The organism is Paraburkholderia bryophila (genome assembly GCF_003269035.1).
Taxonomy (GTDB): Bacteria; Pseudomonadota; Gammaproteobacteria; order Burkholderiales; family Burkholderiaceae; genus Paraburkholderia; species Paraburkholderia bryophila.
Genome location: NZ_QLTK01000002.1, coordinates 1 through 19,082, shown reverse-complemented (window position 1 = coordinate 19,082; position 19,082 = coordinate 1). Strand labels below are relative to the sequence as shown.

General features: G+C 64.1%; 18 protein-coding genes. 4 read left to right on the top strand and 14 right to left on the bottom strand.

The annotated features are described in order from the left end of the window. Nucleotides 1-108: 108 nt before the first annotated feature. The 3 genes from BX591_RS03620 to BX591_RS03610 all read right to left on the bottom strand — a co-directional run bounded on the left by BX591_RS03620 (nucleotide 109) and on the right by BX591_RS03610 (nucleotide 3,890). On the bottom strand, nucleotides 109-669 hold the full coding sequence (locus BX591_RS03620) for a barstar family protein (RefSeq protein ID WP_035549518.1): 561 nt from the start codon (nucleotides 667-669) through the stop codon (nucleotides 109-111). 16 nt (nucleotides 670-685) lie between these two features. Continuing rightward, complete coding sequence (locus tag BX591_RS03615) at nucleotides 686-1,102, bottom strand: ribonuclease (protein WP_111929389.1); 417 nt, start codon at nucleotides 1,100-1,102, stop codon at nucleotides 686-688. 448 nt (nucleotides 1,103-1,550) lie between these two features. Continuing rightward, the gene (locus BX591_RS03610) at nucleotides 1,551-3,890 is read right to left on the bottom strand and encodes an NADP-dependent malic enzyme (RefSeq protein ID WP_111929388.1); all 2,340 of its coding nucleotides are present in this window, start codon (nucleotides 3,888-3,890) and stop codon (nucleotides 1,551-1,553) included. A 294-nt stretch (nucleotides 3,891-4,184) separates the two neighbouring features. On the opposite strand from BX591_RS03610, the gene thiL reads away from it, so the two are divergent. The 4 genes from thiL to BX591_RS03590 all read left to right on the top strand — a co-directional run bounded on the left by thiL (nucleotide 4,185) and on the right by BX591_RS03590 (nucleotide 6,910). Continuing rightward, nucleotides 4,185-5,183 (top strand): thiamine-phosphate kinase, encoded by a 999-nt coding sequence (gene thiL / locus BX591_RS03605; RefSeq protein ID WP_111929387.1) that lies wholly within the window; start codon nucleotides 4,185-4,187, stop codon nucleotides 5,181-5,183. Beyond that, nucleotides 5,173-5,754: a phosphatidylglycerophosphatase A family protein gene (locus tag BX591_RS03600; RefSeq protein WP_176343021.1), complete on the top strand. Its 582-nt coding sequence runs from the start codon at nucleotides 5,173-5,175 to the stop codon at nucleotides 5,752-5,754. Before thiL ends, BX591_RS03600 begins: the two co-directional genes overlap by 11 nt. Before the next feature lie 68 nt (nucleotides 5,755-5,822). Further along, entirely contained in the window at nucleotides 5,823-6,323 is a 501-nt protein-coding gene (locus BX591_RS03595) for a CinA family protein (RefSeq protein ID WP_111929386.1), read from the top strand. A 44-nt stretch (nucleotides 6,324-6,367) separates the two neighbouring features. Next, entirely contained in the window at nucleotides 6,368-6,910 is a 543-nt protein-coding gene (locus tag BX591_RS03590) for a cupin domain-containing protein (protein ID WP_111929385.1), read from the top strand. 127 nt (nucleotides 6,911-7,037) lie between these two features. Here BX591_RS03590 and pyrF read toward each other — a convergent pair whose 3' ends face one another. From pyrF to BX591_RS03535, 11 genes are all read right to left on the bottom strand, one after another. Continuing rightward, nucleotides 7,038-7,853, bottom strand: coding sequence for an orotidine-5'-phosphate decarboxylase (gene pyrF, locus BX591_RS03585; RefSeq protein WP_111929384.1), 816 nt, complete (start codon nucleotides 7,851-7,853; stop codon nucleotides 7,038-7,040). A gap of 75 nt (nucleotides 7,854-7,928) precedes the next feature. Next, nucleotides 7,929-8,990 (bottom strand): aldose 1-epimerase, encoded by a 1,062-nt coding sequence (locus BX591_RS03580; protein WP_111929383.1) that lies wholly within the window; start codon nucleotides 8,988-8,990, stop codon nucleotides 7,929-7,931. 248 nt (nucleotides 8,991-9,238) lie between these two features. After that, nucleotides 9,239-10,168: an SMP-30/gluconolactonase/LRE family protein gene (locus BX591_RS03575; RefSeq protein WP_111929382.1), complete on the bottom strand. Its 930-nt coding sequence runs from the start codon at nucleotides 10,166-10,168 to the stop codon at nucleotides 9,239-9,241. Next, complete coding sequence (locus tag BX591_RS03570) at nucleotides 10,165-10,965, bottom strand: SDR family NAD(P)-dependent oxidoreductase (protein WP_111929381.1); 801 nt, start codon at nucleotides 10,963-10,965, stop codon at nucleotides 10,165-10,167. The genes BX591_RS03575 and BX591_RS03570 overlap by 4 nt, the downstream gene beginning before the upstream one ends. 28 nt (nucleotides 10,966-10,993) lie before the next feature. Next, nucleotides 10,994-12,010, bottom strand: a complete 1,017-nt coding sequence (gene araH, locus BX591_RS03565) for an L-arabinose ABC transporter permease AraH (protein ID WP_111929380.1) — start codon at nucleotides 12,008-12,010, stop codon at nucleotides 10,994-10,996. A 54-nt stretch (nucleotides 12,011-12,064) separates the two neighbouring features. Beyond that, nucleotides 12,065-13,603 carry an L-arabinose ABC transporter ATP-binding protein AraG gene (gene araG / locus BX591_RS03560; RefSeq protein ID WP_111929379.1) on the bottom strand — a complete coding sequence of 513 codons (1,539 nt, stop codon included), beginning with the start codon at nucleotides 13,601-13,603 and terminating at the stop codon, nucleotides 12,065-12,067. Nucleotides 13,604-13,762: 159 nt separating this feature from the next. Continuing rightward, nucleotides 13,763-14,761, bottom strand: coding sequence for an arabinose ABC transporter substrate-binding protein (locus tag BX591_RS03555; RefSeq protein WP_105509466.1), 999 nt, complete (start codon nucleotides 14,759-14,761; stop codon nucleotides 13,763-13,765). 159 nt (nucleotides 14,762-14,920) lie between these two features. Further along, nucleotides 14,921-15,709: an SDR family oxidoreductase gene (locus BX591_RS03550; RefSeq protein WP_111929378.1), complete on the bottom strand. Its 789-nt coding sequence runs from the start codon at nucleotides 15,707-15,709 to the stop codon at nucleotides 14,921-14,923. After that, on the bottom strand, nucleotides 15,706-16,386 hold the full coding sequence (locus tag BX591_RS03545) for a 2-dehydro-3-deoxy-6-phosphogalactonate aldolase (RefSeq protein WP_111929377.1): 681 nt from the start codon (nucleotides 16,384-16,386) through the stop codon (nucleotides 15,706-15,708). Before BX591_RS03545 ends, BX591_RS03550 begins: the two co-directional genes overlap by 4 nt. A gap of 36 nt (nucleotides 16,387-16,422) precedes the next feature. Beyond that, a complete protein-coding gene (locus tag BX591_RS03540) occupies nucleotides 16,423-17,610 on the bottom strand; it encodes a 2-dehydro-3-deoxygalactonokinase (protein ID WP_111929376.1) in 1,188 nt (395 codons plus the stop codon). Then, entirely contained in the window at nucleotides 17,607-18,623 is a 1,017-nt protein-coding gene (locus BX591_RS03535; protein ID WP_111929375.1) for an IclR family transcriptional regulator, read from the bottom strand. The genes BX591_RS03540 and BX591_RS03535 overlap by 4 nt, the downstream gene beginning before the upstream one ends. Nucleotides 18,624-19,082: the final 459 nt, after the last annotated feature.

Here is a 19,082-nt window from a genome sequence, read left to right as displayed (position 1 = left end):
GACCGCTGCGGCCCACTCAAAGCCACGCACCAAAAGCAAAGGCCCGCCAATCGGCGGGCCTTTTTCATTTTTCAGCCTCACGCAGCGATTGCCCTGCGCGGCCAAACCTTACGCGAACGAGTAGAACACCCGGAACGCCACCTTGCGCTCGGCCCAGAACTCGGCCGCTTCGCGGAACACGTCCAGCAGCGTTTCGCGCCCCTCCTTGTCGAACTTCTGAGCAACCGGCAACTGTTCGAGCACGATCACGAAGCCGGGTTGCGTGCCGGCCTTATGAACCAGGTCGGTCAGGCAATCGTAGAGCGCGTCGTAATTTTTGCCGAAATGTTTCGGAAACAGGAACGATGTCGCGATAGTCTCAAGCACTTCCTGCTTGGACTGTGCATTCGCGCAGTACGCATACAGGAAATGCTGGCCCAGTTGCTCGGCCTCGTCAGCTAGATCCTGCACGCGAAACGCGCGGATCGACTGTACGATGTTCGGTCGTACGGTCTTGAAAAGACTCATGGGCTCCTCGTTCGATGAAACCACAGTGCCTGTTTCGCTCTGGTTCTCGCGGCCCTGATCGCCGGCGCGCATCTGCATGACGCGTTGGAACAAATTGCCGTCGCCGGCCGCGAAAAGATCCGTCGCGACTCCGGAGTCGTGCGCGTAGACGTTGTCGCTCATGCCGTTCATCCCGATGTCATTCAACAATACGATTAAAACTGGTGTAGTGGTCGTCCGAGTAAAAACAATTGTCGGTTCGCTGTAGCGGACCACCGCAGACGATGCGACGTGCCCCGCGATTACGCGCTCGAGGCGTGGGTACGGTGTATTCGTGGTAATAGCCGCGCCGGTGGGGCGGCAGCAACCGTTCGCGATTGCCGATTACGATGCCGTCCTTCTCATACGGGTAAGGCCCGCCGGCGGCAATCAAGTTCAATGTATTGACCGCTTCGCGCGGCAACTGCGCCAGCGCGACGACGCCCTGCACCTGTGCGCTTGCATCGGCGGGCACCGTGTAGTCGCGCGCTAACGCGCCAGGCACGGAACCGGATAACACGCACAGCGTTAAAGCACCGATCAGCACGCCTTTCATGCGCAGCCACTTGCGTGCCATGTATCAGGGTTCCCGCTGTTAAATCACGAGTTTGACGACCATGAAAGTCGTAAGGGTATCGCTAATAGCCCTTGGAATCAACGCTCGCCAGGCTGGCGTTCGCTATCAGGCCGGCGGAAACGCCCACCGGAGTGGCTTTGACGACTTTTGACAGAATTGTTAGCTTAGTCAAGCTAAGCTTTAGCTCGATTTAGCAATCGCGCGCCGGTTGCATGAGATTCAGCATGCGGCCGGCCTGGGCGCTTTGCCGTCTGGCGCGCGCCCGGAGGGCTAAATTCGTAGGAAGCTGGATCGTGCGGTTTGCCATTTCAGGGTGACTATTCCCCAGTTCACCCGAGGCGTGCCCATTGCGGGCACGCTTTTTTTTCGCTTTTTTCCGCTTTTTTCGTGTGGCGCGGATCCGCTACGCCACACGAGGTCCGATCGGACAGACTCGATGCCGGCCCGATCAGCGCGCCGCGATCACGTCCGCGACCAGCAGGGCCGTCATGTTGACGATCCGGCGCACCGTAGCCGAGGCCGTCAGCACATGAACCGGCTGAGCCGCGCCCAGCAGCATCGGACCGATCGCGATGTTGTTGCCCGCAGCGGTCTTCAGCAGGTTGTACGAGATGTTCGCCGCGTCGATGTTCGGCAGCACCAGCAGGTTCGCGTCGCCTTCCAGCGTCGAATCGGGCAGCACTTCGCGGCGCAGGTTCGCGTCGAGCGCCACGTCGCCGTGCATTTCGCCGTCCACCTGCAGTTCCGGTGCGCGCTCGCGCAGGATCGCCAGCGTGTCGCGCATCTTCTGCGCGGTCGGCGCATTGCTCGAACCGAAGTTCGAATGCGACAGCAGCGCGACCTTCGGCTCGATACCGAAACGGCGCACTTCTTCAGCTGCCATGATCGTGATCTCGGCCAGTTGCTCCGGCGTCGGGTCCACGTTCACATGGGTGTCGACCAGGAAAATCTGGCGATTCGGCAGCACCAGACCGTTCATCGCGCCGTAGACCTTGCGGCCTTCCTTCTTGCCGATCACCTGATCGATAAAGTGCAGGTGACGGTGCGTCGTGCTGACCGTGCCGCAGATCATGCCGTCCGCTTCGCCCTTCTTCACCAGCATCGCGCCGATCAGCGTGGTGCGGCGGCGCATTTCGAGCTTGGCCATCTGCTCGGTGATGCCCTTGCGGGACATCATCTTGAAGTATTCCTGCCAGAAGTCGCGATAACGCTCGTCATGGTCGGTGTTCACGACCGTGTAATCCTGACCCGCGATCAGACGCAGACCGTAGCGCGCAATGCGCTGCTCGATCACTGCCGGACGGCCGATCAGAATCGGCTTGGCCAGCTTTTCGTCGACGATGATCTGCATGGCGCGCAGCACGCGCTCTTCTTCGCCTTCGGCGAACACGATGCGCTTCTTCTCCGGCTCGACGCCACGCGCCACCTGGAAAATCGGCTTCATGGTCGTGCCGCTGTGATACACGAACTGCTGCAGATGCTGTTCGTACGCGTCCATGTCTTCGATCGGACGCTCGGCGACGCCGGAATCCATCGCGGCCTTGGCCACGGCCGGCGCGACCTTGACAATCAGGCGCGGATCGAACGGCTTCGGAATCAGGTATTCCGGACCGAACGACAGATCCTGAATGCCGTAAGCGGTCGCGACAATATCGCTCTGCTCCTGGCGCGCGAGTTCGGCGATCGCGTTGACCGCCGCAATTTCCATTTCCCGCGTGACCGTCGTCGCGCCCGCGTCCAGCGCGCCGCGGAACAGGAACGGGAACACCAGCACGTTGTTCACCTGGTTCGGGTAATCCGTGCGGCCCGTGCACAGCACCGCGTCCGGACGCACTTCGAGTGCGAGTTCCGGCAGGATTTCCGGCGTCGGATTGGCGAGCGCCAGAATCAGCGGTTTGTCCGCCATCTGCTTGACCATGTCCTGCTTCAGCACACCACCAGCCGACAGCCCCAGGAAAATGTCCGCGCCGCCGATCGCTTCGGCGAGCGTACGGGCGTCGGTTTCACGCGCGAAACGCTCCTTGTCCGGATCCATCAGTTCGACGCGGCCCTTGTAGACCACGCCGGCCAGATCGGTGACGGTGATGTTTTCGAGCGGCAGACCGATATCGACCAGCAGATCCAGACAGGCCAGCGCCGCGGCGCCCGCGCCCGACGACACCAGCTTGACCGACTTGATATCTTTGCCGACCACCTTCAGCCCATTGGTGATGGCGGCCGCCACGACGATCGCCGTGCCGTGCTGGTCGTCGTGGAACACCGGAATCTTCATGCGCTTGCGGCATTCGCGTTCGACGATGAAGCAGTCCGGCGCCTTGATGTCTTCCAGGTTGATGCCGCCGAAGGTCGGCTCGAGCGCGGCAATCACCTCGACCAGCTTGCGCGGATCGGACTCGTTCAACTCGATATCGAACACGTCGATGCCGGCGAACTTTTTGAACAGCACCGCCTTGCCTTCCATGACCGGCTTCGACGCGAGCGGTCCGATGTTGCCCAGACCCAGCACCGCGGTGCCGTTCGTGACGACGCCGACCAGGTTGCTGCGCGCGGTGAAACGCGCGGCGTTCAGCGGGTTCTCGACGATTTCCTCGCACGCGAACGCGACACCCGGCGAATACGCCAGCGCGAGGTCGCGCTGGTTGATCATCTGCTTGGTCGGGGCGATCGCGATCTTCCCCGGAGTGGGAAACTCGTGGTAATCGAGGGCGGCTTCGCGGAGTTTGCTATTGACGGGAGTCGACATAAGGCGGGCTTCGAAGTGCGGATTAGAATAGATGTTCGACGGCATTGTAGCCCCAATTGCCGGCTCAATTCCTTCAAAACGGGTACAACTGCCGCGACCGAAACAGTGCGAAAGGTCGATGCAATGCGCATCGGTGGAAATGCGGCGTCGATGTGCCGTACAGCCTACTCGCCTGGGCGTTGCCGGCGCATTAGGGATTGAACCCGGATCGAACCAGCGTCGCTTCGTACAATGCGCGCCGTTGGCCGACGTTCGCGGCGCTTATTTGCCCGGCCACGCTCGCCTAACGCTCGCCTAACGCTCACTTACCGCTTAATTACCGTTCATCCACCGCCGCCCATGCTCTCCGAGTTTTCGCTGATCGATCGTTTCTTCGCGCGCCGTGCCGCTGCTCAACCGTCCGACGCGCAGAGCGGCGCGCTCGGCATCGGCGACGACTGCGCGCTGCTCGCGCCGCGCCCAGGCGAAATGCTGGCGATATCGACAGATATGCTGGTGGAAGGCCGCCACTTCTTCGCCGACGTCGATCCGCAAGCGCTCGGTCACAAAGCGCTCGCGGTGAATCTGTCGGATCTCGCGGCGATGGGCGCGCGGCCGCAAGCCTTCACGCTGGCGTTCTCGCTGCCGAAAGCCGACGAAGCCTGGCTCGCGGCCTTCAGCGCAGGCCTCTTCGCGCTGGCCGAACGCTACGATTGCGCGCTGATCGGCGGCGATACGACCGGCGGCCCATTGAACCTCTGCATCACCGTGTTCGGCAGCGTGCCGCCGCAAGCGGCGCTGCGCCGCGACGCCGCGCAAGCCGGCGACGACATCTGGATTTCCGGCGCCCTCGGCGACGCGCGCGCCGGGCTGGGCGTGCAGCGCGGCGAGTGGCAAACCGATGCCGAGGACGCTGCGACGTTTCGTCGCGCCCTCGAACGCCCGGAACCGCGCGTCGCGCTCGGCCTCGCGCTACGGGGCATCGCACATGCCGCGCTCGATCTGTCGGATGGCCTCGCCGGCGATCTGCTGCACATCCTTGAGCGCTCCAACCTGCAGGCCACCGTCGATGTCGACGCGGTGCCGCGCTCGGCCGCGCTGCGCCGTCTGTCGCCGGCAATCCAGCAGCGCTGCACGCTGGCCGGCGGCGACGATTACGAACTGTGCTTCACCGCACCGGTCGCCGCGCGCGGCGCGGTGCAAAACGCCGGACGCGAGGCCGCCGTGCCGGTCACGCGCGTCGGTACAATAAGCGCTCTCCAAACGGCGGCCGACCGCCCGGCGATCGGTTGGCGCGACGCCGCCGGCGCGCCGCTCACTCTGACGTTGCAAGGCTTCGACCACTTTCATGCAGACTGATCGCCCGCTCGGCCCCGCCGACGAACTCATCGACGGCCAGCCGCCGCACCAGCAGAAAGAGCCCAGCGCGCCCAGTCCGCGGCCGCGGCCGCGTCGCGCGAGTGCGCGGTTCATGCTGTCGCATCCGCTGCACATGCTGTCGCTGGGGTTCGGCAGCGGCTTGTCGCCCGTCGCACCGGGCACCTTCGGCACGCTGTTCGCGTGGGCGTCGTTCATCGTGCTGAGCCGCTATCTGACCGTGACCGAGTGGGGTCTGCTGATCGCGTTCGGGTTTGTCGGCGGCATCGCGCTGTGCGGCTTTACCGCGAAGAAGCTGGGCATCGACGATCCGTCGCCGGTCGTGTGGGACGAGATCGTCGCGTTCTGGCTGGTGCTGCTGATGGTCACGCCCGCCACGCTGACCGACCAGTTGTGGGCGTTCATCGTGTTCCGTTTCTTCGACATGGTGAAACCGCCGCCTATCGGTTATTTCGACCGCCGTCTGAAAGGTGGCTTTGGCATCATGTTCGATGACCTGGTTGCCGCATTTTTCACGCTGCTCGTCATTGCGCTCTGGCGCATGTCGGTCTGATCCTCGCCGGCGGCCGCCACCGTGCCGCCGGACCTCGCCCGCCGGCCCCCGTTTTCCGGATTGACGCCATGCCTACCGATTCCGTGGTTCACCAGCTCGCGATTCGCGTGAGCAACCGCCTGCGCGACGAACGCCTGATGCTCGTCACCGCCGAATCCTGTACGGGCGGCATGGTGGCGACCGCGATCACCGACATTTCCGGCAGCAGCGGCTGGTTCGAACGCGGCTTCGTCACGTATTCGAATCAGGCGAAGAGCGAGATGATCGGCGTGCCGGCCGACATGATCGAGAAGCACGGCGCGGTCAGCGAGCAGGTCGCGCGCGCCATGGCCGAGGGCGCGCTGCGCAACAGCCGCGCGCAGGTGTCGCTGTCGATCACCGGCGTCGCCGGTCCGGGCGGCGGCACCGAGACCAAGCCGGTCGGCATGGTCTCGTTCGGCTGGAGCAACCGGCTGCATACGTCGGTGGAAACGAAGGTCTTCAAGGGCGATCGCGAGCAGATTCGCGTGCAGGCCGCCACGCATGCGCTGCGCGGCGTGCTGGCGTTGCTCGATGAACGCGAGCATTGATTTGATTGTTCGCTGAAGCGTAGCGCCAGGAAGCCAGGGAAACCATGTCCGAAGCAAGATCCGAAGCAAGCGCCAAGGCACACGCCGCCACGGCCAAAGACGAACTGATTCGCCGCCTCGATCTGAAGCCGCATCCCGAGGGCGGATTTTTCAGCGAAACATACCGGTCGGCCGGGCGTGTGATGCGCGACGGTGAGCCGGCGCAGACGCGCTCGGCGTCGACCGCGATCTATTACCTGTTATGCGACGGCGCGCATTCGGCGTGGCATCGCATCCAGTCCGACGAAATCTGGCATTTCTACGCCGGCGAGCCGCTGCACGTTCACGTGCTCGATGAAAACGGCGCGCTGATCACCCACAAGCTGGGCAATGCGTTGACGCATCCGGATGCCGTGTTTCAGGCCGTGGTGCCGGCAGGCTTGTGGTTCGCGGCGGAATGCGCCGATCCGTCGACGTTCGCGCTGGTGGGCTGCACCGTCGCGCCGGGATTCGAATTCAGCGAGTTCGAACTGGCGGAGGTCGACGTGTTGAAGGCGCGGCATCCGCAGCATGCGGACTTCATCGAAAAGCTCGGGCCGGCGGTTTAGCCGGCCTTGCTCGCGCGGCGCGCGCAGACGGCGCGCCGGCGAAATACAGCGAAATGCGGCGGAACAGTCTCAGCAGAAACGCGCCGCCTTCAGAAACCGCGCCACATTGCTCACCGACAACCTGATCTCACCGAAACGCGTTGATCCGATCCCGCGTTTCCATCGCCGCTTTCGCGGCGGCGTCGGCGAAATCGTCGCCCTTACCCGCGTAAATAATCGCGCGCGACGAGTTGATCAGCATGCCCGTGCCGTTCGCGGTGCGGCCGGCGTTGACGGTCGCCTGCACGTCGCCGCCTTGCGCGCCGATGCCCGGAATCAGCAGCGGCATCTCGCCGACAATCCCCCGCACCACTTCGATTTCCTTCGGGAACGTCGCGCCGACCACCAGCGCGAGCTGGCCGCTCGCATTCCATTTCTCGGCCGCCAGTTGCGCGACGACCTGATACAGCGGACGGCCGCCGGTTTCCAGAAACTGCAGATCGGAGCCGCCCGGGTTCGACGTGCGGCACAGCACGATCACGCCCTTGCCTTCGTGCTCCAGATACGGCTGGATCGAATCGAAACCCATATACGGATTGACCGTCACCGCGTCGGCTCGATAACGCTCGAAGGCTTCGCGCGCGTATTGTTCGGCGGTGCTGCCGATGTCGCCGCGCTTCGCGTCCAGAATCACCGGCAGGCCCGGATGATTCGCGTGAATATGCGCGATCAGTTGCTCGAGCTGGTCTTCCGCGCGATGCGCGGCGAAGTAGGCGATCTGCGGTTTGAACGACGACGCGTACGGCGCGGTGGCGTCGACGATCGTGCGGCAGAACTCGAAAATCGCCTCGGGACGGCCCGCGAGCGCGCCCGGGAATTTGCTGGGCTCGGGATCGAGGCCGACGCACAGCAGCGAATTGGTGCGCTGCCAGGCGTCGTTGAGTGTCGGGATGAAATGGGACATGGAGGTCTCGCGGCGAGCAGGTGAACGGAAGTGGCGCGTATTTTACCTGTCCGGCGCGAGCGGCCGCCCCGTTCGTTACTGCCGCCGCTTCGTCCCACGCGCTCCCGGCATCGAACGCAATCCCGTGCGCTCGACGGTGAAGCGGAACGTCCGCGTCAGCCGCTCGCCGCGCTTGAGCAAGGTCATGCCGTTTTCGCACGCGCCGCCGGCCAGGTTCATCGCGTTGATCGGATGATCCACCGGCTCGAAGCAGAAGAAGTCTTCGCCGGTCGGCGTGTACAGCACGTAATAGTCGGTGTCGGCCGAAATAGTCAGCGACAGCCGACGCTTCGGCCACACCACGGCCGCCTGCCCGCTCCAACCGGTAAAGGCATGATTGACGACGGTATCCGGCAGCGGATACGCCACCCCGAATTGCCACGCGGGCGGCGCCGGCACATGGCGCACCGGCAGCCAGTCGTCACCGGAGAGCCACAAGCCGCCGGCCGCCGCCGACAACTCGGTATCCGCGTCGCGCACAAAGAAGGGATGCACGCCGAGCCCGAACGGCAGCGCCTCGCGGCCTGTGTTTTCGATTTCGAGCGTGACGGCGAGCGTCGGGCCGTCGAGCGTATAGGTTTGCGCCGCGCGGAACGCGTACGGTTTGCCGTCGTGGCGATCGAGTGTCAGGCGCACGCTTTCGCGCGCCGACTCGGCCACCTGCCACGCCGACAACCAACCGTCGCCGTGAATCGGCAACGGTTCGTCGGCGCGATTGCGCGGCACGTCCACACGCCGTCCCGCCACATCGAAACGACCGCCGCCGATGCGGTTCGAATACGGCAACAGCGGATAACAGGCCAACTGGTTCGGTTGCGTATCGGCCGCGACGTGGCGGCAGCGCCGGAAAATCGGCGTCAGCGCGCCGTCGTTGCGCCAGTCGAAACGGGTGATGCCGCCGCCGAGCGTCGGCGCGACGTCGAGGCGCAAATGCGCATTGGCGAGCGTGATGCACGCGAGTTCGCCGCCGCTGGTTTCGCCAACCGCCACCGCCGAGGTGCTCGGCCCCGGCAGCACCGGATTAGCCGCCGCGGCAAGTCGTGAGCGCCGGCTCTGGGAGGTCGGCGGGGCGGCGGAAACAAGATTCGCAACAGTCATAGCTGACTCCATCGAGAGGCGTTGGACATGGCCGTCATCGCTGACGGATGCTGTTGGGCGATTTTCTTGAACCGGTCGCCTCTGGGTCCTGCAATGCAGGCTAATAATTTGCGGGCACTGGGATCGCGGCATTTACTGCTGAATCGATTTCGTGGTCACTGCGTCATGCGTGATACGAGATGCACGAGCGGCCATCGACGCTGCCGCCCGGTGCCGCCGCCGTGAAAAAGCGGCTGCGTCATTCTGCGCTATGCGCACGCACCTTGGAACACAGGTTCCGGCAAACCCGCCCTTTCCACACGCGCGACGAACACGCCGCCCGCGCCTGAGTCATTCACGAGCGCCGCAGCGTCGAGATCGATGCGCGCACTGGTGATATACAGCGTGTCGAGCTGCGCGCGCCCGTCGGTCGTTCCCTGACACGCGCCGCCCAACGCGACGCAACTAGGCTGTGCGGTCGGCACGTCGACACGCTCCGTTTCCACGCCATCGGGGCCGTAACGCACCACGCGCCGGCCGCCCCACTGCGCGTTCCACAACCCGCCGTCACGGTCGACGGTCGAACCGTCGGGTTCGCCGGTGGCGTCGCACAGCGTAGTAAATAAACGGTCGTTGGCAACGCTGCCGTCGGCGCGATAGTCGCACGCGCGAATCTCACGCGTCGGCGAATCGCAGTAGTACATCGTCGCGCCGTCGGGACTGAACGCGATGCTGTTCGAAATCGCTGGCGCCGGCAACGGCAACCGCTCCAGCGACAGATCGTGATTCAGCCGATAGAACCCGCCTACCGCCTGCAACGGCGAGCCTTCGTCTTTCGTGCCGAATACGAAGCGCCCCTGGCGGTCGCAGCGACCGTCGTTCACGCGCGTGTTCATACCGGGTTCGACGTCGACGATACGACGTGTCTTGCCCGTCGTCAGATCGAAGAACGCCAGATGGGTGGCCAGACCCAGCAGCAGGTGCCGCGGGTCCGCGCACAGCGCGAACGTGGCGAGCCGCTCCGGCATGCGCCATTGCGTCGTGTCGCCGTCGCTCGGATCGTAGCGCCACAGGCGGGCGCCTTCGATATCCGTCCAGTAAAAGCGGCCGGTGCTCGCGCACCACGTCGCACCTTCGCCGAGCGTGCACTGAGTGTCGAGCAGCAATGCGGCCGGCTGCGTGCGCGGACTGGTCGTCACGCCCAGCCTCCGTCCACGATCAGGTCCTGCGCGGTGATCATCTTGCTGTCGTCGGCGGCGAGGAACAGCGCCATGCGCGCGAGATCGGCCGGCTCCAGTTCCGCGTCGATGCACTGCCCTTCCTTGATCGACCGACGACCCGCGTCGTCGAGCCACAGGCGCTTCTGCTTCTCCGTCATGACCCAGCCCGGCACCAGTGTATTCACGCGGATGTTGAAATGCCCAAGGTCGCGTGCGAGCCCGCGCGTCAAACCCTGCACCGCCGACTTCGACATCACGTAGACCGGATAGCCACCGTTCTTCAACATCCAGCTGATCGAGCCGAGATTGATGATCGAACCGCTGTTGGCGGCCTTCATGTCTTCCATCACCGCTTGCGCCGCGAAAAACTGGTGACGGATGTTCACCGCGATGCCCGCGTCGAAAAACTCGCGCGTGACCTCGCCGATCTGGTGGCGTTTGTCGTTCGCCGCGTTGTTCACCAGCACCTGGATCGGACCCAGCGCGGCCTTGACGTCGGCGATCGCTTTTTGCAGCGCGTCGACGTCGGTCAGATCGCAGGGCAGGAACAGCGGTTTGTGTGTCGAATCGCCGAGTTCTTCGGCGAGCGCCTCGCCGGCGCTCGCGTCGATATCGAAAAACGCGACGCGGGAACCCTGCGCCGCGAAATGCTCGACGAACGATGCGCCGATACCGGTCGCGCCGCCCGTGATCAACACCGTACGGTCGACGAGACTCGGATAGCGCGCGAACGCGGTGCTCGCGAGACGGGCATTTGCATTGGCCGGAGACGACATCGTTCGATTCCTTTCAGAACTAGGTAGGTTAATCCCGCGAGCCGCGGTTCTTCAACTGGTCGAGCAGCACCGCCGCCAGCAGGATCGCGCCACGCACGAGGTACTGATAGAACGCGTCGATGTTCATCAGGTTCATGACGTTTTCGACCGTGCCCATGATCAGCACGCCGATCACCACGCCGGAAATCGTCGCGCGTCCGCCGAGCAGCGACACGCCGCCCAGCACGCACGCCGAAATCACGTTCAGCTCGAACCCTTCCGCGGCATTCGGCTGACCCGACGTGATACGCGACGCCAGAATCACCCCCGCCAACGCCGTCACCGCGCCCTGGATCAGGAAGATGTAGACGCGCGTGCGTTCCACGTTGATACCGGCCAGACGCGACGCTTCCGGATTGCCGCCGATCGCCAGCGTATTGCGGCCGTACACGGTCTGGTTGAGCATCACGCCGAACACGATGAAGCACAGCAGCGTGACCCAGATCGGCAACGACACGCCGAAAAAGCTCAAACCACCCAGCGCGATGAACGTATCCGACGACACGCCGACCGCCTGACCGTGCGACACGATGAAACCGAAACCGCGCACGATTTCCATCGTCGCGAGCGTGGTGATCAGCGCGTTGATGCGCAGATACGCGATCACCGCACCGTTGACGAAACCAATCACCGCGCCCGCCGCCACCGCCGCGATGATCGCGATGAAGGTGTTGCCGGTCGCATTGAGCACCATCGCGCACAGCACGCCGGCGAACGCGACCGTCGATCCCACCGACAGATCGAAATCGCGCGACGCGAGACAGAACATCATCGTGCAGGCGACCATGCCGATCTGCGAGATCGACAGCGCGAGACCGAGCATGTTGTCGATCGAGAAGAAATGGTCGACCGTCAGCGACATCGTGGCGAACATCACCACGAAGATCACGATCAGGCTGTATTCGGTGACGTGTTGCCACCACTTCGTCTTGTCGGTGGTCTGTGGAATCAGCGCATCGGCCGCGCCTTTGGCGGTCTGTTGCGCGAGGTTTTCTCTAGCTTGCATGTTGAAGACTCCTCCCGTTCCCCACGGGTTGCCGGACTTTCGTCCAAATAATGGTCAGGCTGCCTGCTGAGCGGCGGTCTGGGTTCCGGGTAGTGCGGTCGAGCTTTGCGGCAACGCCAGGCTCAACACGGTTTGTTCCGTTGCATCCTTGCGCGACAGTTCGCCGGAAATCCGGCCCTGACGCATCACGATGATCCGGTCGGACACGCCGAGCACTTCCGGCAACTCCGACGAAATCATCACGATCGCGCAACCGCGTTCGGCCAACTGGTAAATCACGTTATAGATTTCGTGCTTCGCGCCGACGTCGATGCCGCGCGTGGGTTCGTCGAGAATCACCACCTTCAGATCCGGCTCGGCGAGCCAGCGCGACAGAATCGCCTTCTGCTGGTTGCCGCCCGACAGAAAACGGATTTTCTGCCGGCGGCTCGGCGTCTTGATCTTCAGCAGCTTGATGAAACGGTCCGCGGTTTGCGCTTCTTTCTTGCGGTCGAGGAACATGCCCGCACGCAGATAGTGGCGGCGGCAACTGATGTTGATGTTCTCCGACACGGTCGCCATCGCGACGATGCCCTCTTCCTTGCGGTCTTCCGGGCACAGCACGATGCCGTGGCGGATCGCTTCACCGGCGCTGCGCACTTTGATCGGCTTGCCGTCGAGCATGAGCTCACCGGCCTTGCGATGATCCGCGCCGTACACCAGGTGCATCAGTTCGCTGCGGCCCGCGCCCACCAGACCGAAGAAGCCGACGATCTCGCCACGCCGCACCTCGAAGCTGGCCGGCTGCGCGAGCGCATGGCCTTCGATCGCTTGCGCCGCGAAGCGCACTTCGCCGAGCGGGCGCGCCGAGTAGTTATAGATATCGCTGATCTCACGCCCCACCATTTCGCTGACGATGGTGTCGCGCGACACGCCCTCGAGCGTGGGATGCGAGGCGATCTTGCGACCGTCGCGGAAAATCGTGCAGGCGTCGCACAGCTCGTAGATCTCGTCCATGCGGTGCGAGATGTAGATCATCGCGCGGTTGTCGGCGCGCAGGTCGCGCACCAGCTTGAACAGCACTTCGGTCTCGCGATGCGACAGCGAACTGGTCGGTTCGTCGAGCGCGATCACGCGCGCGTTGCGCAGCAGCGCCTTGCAGATTTCGACCATCTGGCGTTGCGCGATCGAGAGCTTGCGCAGCTTCGCGTTCGGATCGAGCGCCACGCCCATCGCTTCGAGCCGTTCGCGCACGAAGCGTTTGGCTTCGCGCTTGTTGACCCAGCCGAGCGAGTTCGGCAGTTGGCCGAGCAGCAGGTTTTCCGCGACCGTCAGATCGGGCACGTATTGCAGTTCCTGGTGAATCACCGCGATCCCCGCCGCGATCGACGACGCGGCGCTCGTGAAGCGCACCTCGTTACCGTCGATCATGACGCGGCCCGAGTCGGGCTGATATTCACCGCCGAGTATCTTCAGCAGAGTCGATTTCCCTGCGCCGTTTTCGCCCATCAGGCCGTGCACCTGGCCGACGTTGACGTCGAAGGACACACCGTCGAGCGCACGCACGCCTGGAAAGACTTTGCCGATATTGTCAAAACGTAGCGTCGCTGACACTTCCGCCTCCTCTGTTTGTCTCAACTACTCATGTTGCTCATCTTGCTCACCGTGTACTGCTGCTGCCGGCGCGCCCAATCCCTGGAAGAAACGACGCACCGGCAGTTCACTTCATCGCACTGCGCTTTGCCGCGATTTTGCTGCGACTTTTCTAAAGCCTTACTTCGATGCGAGGCCCATCTTCTCGCGCACGTCGGCGACGTTGTCACGCGTGGCCAGCATGCCGGTCGTCAGCGTCAACATCGGCGGTTCCTTGCCTTGCGTGATCCAGTCGTACATCAGCGTCGAGGTTTCTTCGCCGTGGCGCTTCGGGCTGATGATGACCGTGCCGTAGAAACCGGTCGGCGTTGCCTTCTTGAACTCGTTCAATGCCGAGTCCGAGCCGCCGATGCCGATGCCGATCATGTTGTCCGCCTTGAAGCCGCGGCTTTCCGCTGCGCGCACGGCGCCGAGCACGCCTTCGTCGTTCAGCGCGTAGGCCACCCAGTGCTTGTATTGCGGGTTCTTGGTCAGCGCGATGTTGGCGGCGTTGAAAGCGTTTTCCGTATCGGTCTTCGCTTGCGGCGCCATCACGATGTTCGCCTTCGGGAAGCCGGCTGCGACCAGTGCGTCGGTCGCGCCGCTGGTGCGGTCATGCGCGGTCGGCAGCTGTTCGTAGGTCACGTCGATCGCGCCGACGTCCTTCATGTCCCAGCCGCGCTTCTTGATTTCCGCCGCCAGGCCGTCGCCGACCTGCTTGCCGATGTTGTACGCCGAGATGCCCATGTGCGGCACCGAAGCGATCGGCTTGCCCGCGCCGTCGACCAGACGGTCGTCGACCGTCATCATCTTCAGGCCGTCGGCCTTCGCCTTCGCGACGATGCCCGGTCCGAGCTTGACGTCGGGCGTGCAGATCACGAAGCCTTGCGCTTTCTGGGCCGACAGGTTGTCGATGGCGCTCATCACCTTCTCGCCCGACGGCGCGCCGATCTTCACCAGCGTGAAGCCCTTCTCCTTGGCGGCGATTTCGGCGAACTTCCATTCGTCCTGGAACCACGGTTCTTCCGGTTGCTTCACGAGGAAGCCGATCTTCACCGGATCCGCCGCCTGCGCCACCGGTGCGTTGAAGAGCACACCCGTCGCCGCTGCTGCCAGCGTGAGGAAAATTCTACGTTTCATGATGCGTGTCTCCTGACTAATTAATTGATAACGAGAAGGTTATTGGCCGCGTCTTCTTGTACCGGGTGTGACACACGCGGCCAGCGCGTCGTCCGGTGAACTCATTGCGCCCCAGCGCAATTTGGGTACAGCGAAACTTCTGCACAGATGCTGCAAAAATCAGTCGTGATACAGCGCCGAGCGCCCGCCATCGACGGTGATGCAGGTGGCGTTGATGAACGGCGCCTCGTCCGACGCGAGAAACACCGCCGTCATCGCCACTTCTTCCGGACGGCCGATCCGTTTCATCGGCTGCAGATCGAGCGTGGCCTGTTGCGCCGCCGCCGGATCGGCTTGTTCGTTCCACCAGTCATGCGTCAATTGCGTTTCGATGTAACCCGGCGCGATCGCGTTGACCCGCACGTTGCGCGGCGCGTATTCGATGCCGAGCGCGCGCGTCAGGCCGATCACGCCGTGCTTCGCGACCGGGTACGGAAAGCAGCCCGGGATGATCTTGAACGAATGCGTCGACGCGATATTGACGATGCTGCCGGCGCCGCGTTCGACCATGCCCGGCAGCACCGCGCGGCAACCGTTCCAGACGCCGTCGAGGTCGACCGCGAAGCAGCGGCGCCAGTCGTCGTCGGTCAGGGTCAGCGGGTCGCGGAACATGTTGATGCCGGCGTTGTTCACCAGCACGTCCAGCGGTTGGCCGAAGGTTCGTTCGGCCTCGCTCGCTGCGTGCTGAACCGAGGCCGACTGCGTCACGTCGGTCTGTACCGCCAGCACGCGCGCGCCGCCCTTTCCGGTCTGCGAACGGATACGTTCCGCCGTCTGCTGCGCGCTGTCGAGATCCAGCTCCGCCAGCACGACCGCCGCGCCCTCGCGCGCGAAGGCGAGCGCGATCGCCGCGCCGATGCCGCGCCCGGCGCCGGTGATCAAGGCCGCTTTGCCGGCAAGCCGTGTCATTTCTTCGCTCCGGCACGGGCAATCCGCAACCCGTTGATGTACGCCTTCGCATGCGAGCTCGTCACGGCCGCGCTCTGGCCCGGTTTGTAGAGCGCCGAGCCGAGGCCGAAACCGTTCGCGCCGGCGCTGAGAAACGGGCCCATGTTGTCCGGCGTGATACCGCCGACGGGCACCAGCGGCACCTGCGCCGCGATGACCGCGCGCCAGGCTTTCACGACCTGGCAGCCGAGCTGTTCGGCAGGGAACATCTTGAGCACGTCCGCGCCGTTCTTCAGCGCGATGAAGGCTTCGTTCGGCGTCGCGACGCCCGGCGAACAGGCCATGCCTTGCGCTTTCGCGGCGATCACGACGTCCGGGTCGCTATGCGGCATGACGATCAGCTCGCCGCCCGCCGACTTCACCTCGCTGACGAAGCCCGGATGCAGCACGGTGCCCGCGCCGACGATCGCATCGGCGGGCAGCACCTTGCGGATCGCCGCGATGCTGTCGAACGGCTGCGGCGAATTCAACGGCACTTCGACGATGCGAAAGCCCGCCTCATAGAGCGCCTGAGCATGGTCGGCGGCGTCGGCGGGCGTCACGCCGCGCATGATCGCGATCAGCGGACACAATTCGAAGGCCGCGATCAGACCCGCGTGCGGCATGTACGGTCCGGGCAGATTGATATGAGGTTGCATGTCGATTCCTTGTTTCGTGAGCGGCGGCCTGGCCGCCTAGCCGGCGCGCGCCGCGTGGGCGGCCGGATTGACGAGTCCCGCCTGCGAGGCGACGCGCCACAGGCCACGCTCGGTGGCGTGCTTGACCAGTTCCGCCTGGGTGCAGCCGAATTGCGCCAGCGCAAGGCGATAACGCTCGCACAGCGCTTCATTGCCGATCAGACGCAGGCTTTGCCCCGCGACCGAATTCTGTTGCTGCATCAGCACGGCTTCGAGTCCGGCCAGTTCGTGGCCGATCAGCAAGCCCGACAGATAGTCGGGTTGCTGTTCGCGCGACAGTTGGCCGGTGAGACCGAGCGTGCGGCTGCTGAAAATCGTGGCGAGCACGCCTGCCTGACCTTTGTCGCGGGCGATTTTCACGCCATGCAGAAAGGCGGCGGTGTCGGGATGGTCCGGCGTCAGCATCGTGCGGCCGAGGATCGTGTGCTCGCGCAGCGCCGCGAAGACTTCGCCGGTCATGAAAGTGTGAAAACGTTCGATGCGGTCGGCCTGGACAACCGCCCATTTGGCGTGGGTGCCCGGGAGACCGATGAGGGCGCGTTTGGGGGTGACGGCGGTGGTTGCGTTGGACGCGTTCGTGGCGGTTTCCGCGTTCGCTTCCTCGCTGAGCGCTCCGAAAATCTGCGTCTCTTCGCCGCGCATCACATTGGGCAACTCACCGCGTTGCAGCACGCCCGGCACGATATGCAGCGTCACGCCACATGCCGCCTTCACGCGGACGAGCCCGGCCACCAGCGCGTCGGCACTCGCCGGCGCTTCGACGTACGGCGCTTCGACCCAACCCTGCGCACTGCCGACCATGCCGGCCGCGATCACCGGCACGCCGGGCGCCTGCTTGAGCCACGCGCCGCAGGCGTCGTCGAAGGCCGCGTCGAAACCGCCCTGCTCGGCGGGTCGCGGCAGATTCATGATGCCGGCCGTCGATGCGCGCGTGGCCAGCACTTGACCGCTCGCGTCGAATAGATACGCGCGCAGAGAGGTCGTGCCCCAGTCGAGCGCGATCAGTGCGGCCTGGCTGAGATTGGCGGCGTTGGCAGTCGCGACGGCGTTCGTGCTCGCATTCGCGACGGAGTTTGCGTTCGCGGAAGCCGCTGCGCTTGCGTTCTTGGCGACGACATCCGCCCCGCCTGCCGCCTGTGCGGCGACGGGATGGTTAGCCGGTGTGGAGGAACCCGCTTGCTTCATCGTTTGATCCTGCGGGTTGCCGGTTGCGGGGCGCGCCAGCCGAGTTCTTCCGAGATCGCGCGCGCTTCGCGCTGCACGACGGGGATCAGTTCATCCATACGTTCCAGCGACATGTACGGAATCGTGCTCGCCACTGACAGAGCAGCGACGACCGCGCCCGACGCATCGCGCACGGGGGCCGCGACGCAGCGGATCGACGCCTCGTTTTCCTCGAGGTCGAACGTGTAGCCGCCAGCCGCGTAGCTGGTCATGCGCTGCATGAAGGTCTGCGCGTCGGGACGGTTATCCGGCTTGAAGCTGACGCCGGCGAGCGCGCGCCGCGATGCATCGAAGAGCGACTGCCAGACGTCGGGCGTCAGGTCGAGCATCATCGCCTTGCCGATTCCCGTCGACGCCAGCGGCATGCGGTGACCGACGCGCGAGCGCATTTCGAGGCCGCGGGTGCCGGGGATTTTGTCGATGTACAGCACGTCGTCCCCATCGCGCACGCCGAGGTGGATCGTGTCGAGCGTTTGTTCCGCGAGCGATTCGAGATGCTGACGCGCGACCGCCGTGAGCGGCATCTGTTCGAGCGCGATGGTACCGAGTTCGATCAGCTTCGGACCGAGCAGATAGCCGCCTTGCACCTGCCGCAGGTAGCGCGCCTGGACCAGGCTGCTGACCAGTCGATGCGTGGTGCTGCGGGTCGTGCCGAGCGCGGCGCCGAAGGTGCGCAGATCGCGCACCCCGGCGGCGGCCGCTTCGAGAATCGCGAGGCCGCGCAGCAATGTTTGGGTGCCGGCTTGTTGCGGGGTGATGTCCAGCAGCGTGCTGGGGAGCGCGATTTCGTCGGCGCTGGGGCGCTGAGCGGGGGGGCTCGCTTTGGCGTTTGTTTTTGCGTTTGCGTTGCTGGTTGCGCGCGGCGGTTTGGCCGCGATCGGCTCATGCTCGGCGGCCTGCGTTTCGTGGTCGGCTGGCGATGCCAGATCGGCTTCGGACGCAATCGCGGCGTGGGTTGGCATCGCTTTGTTCATGGCGATTCGCTTTTCGATGATTTTTTGCGCTTATAGCGCGGGGCCGGAGAGGTGGCCTGATTTGCCCGCTTTGCTCGCGTTGCCCGGTTTTCCACTGGCGTGGTGGGGCTGCCTTTGCTTGGGTGGCATGGTTGGGTTTGTCTCCGGTTTTTTTTGGTGCTGTCGCTTGGGCGGGGACTTTTTTTGTCGCCGCTGTGCGTGTTGGGTTGGATTCTAGGGCGGTTTTTGGAAAGCTCCAATATGTGAGTGTTGGATTCATATAATGGGATTTTTTTGTTGCCGTGGGCTGGGGTTGGTTGTGGTTTTGCTGGTTTTGGCCTTTCCTTGTTTTGTTGGTGGTCTGCTAGCGTTGCCCCTGTGCGGGGCAATGCTCTCAACTTAAGCCCCAAAGAGCTTGTAAACGCGGCATTGCCCCTGTAAACTTCGTCGCATAGCTCACTGATAAATCAACGATATGAA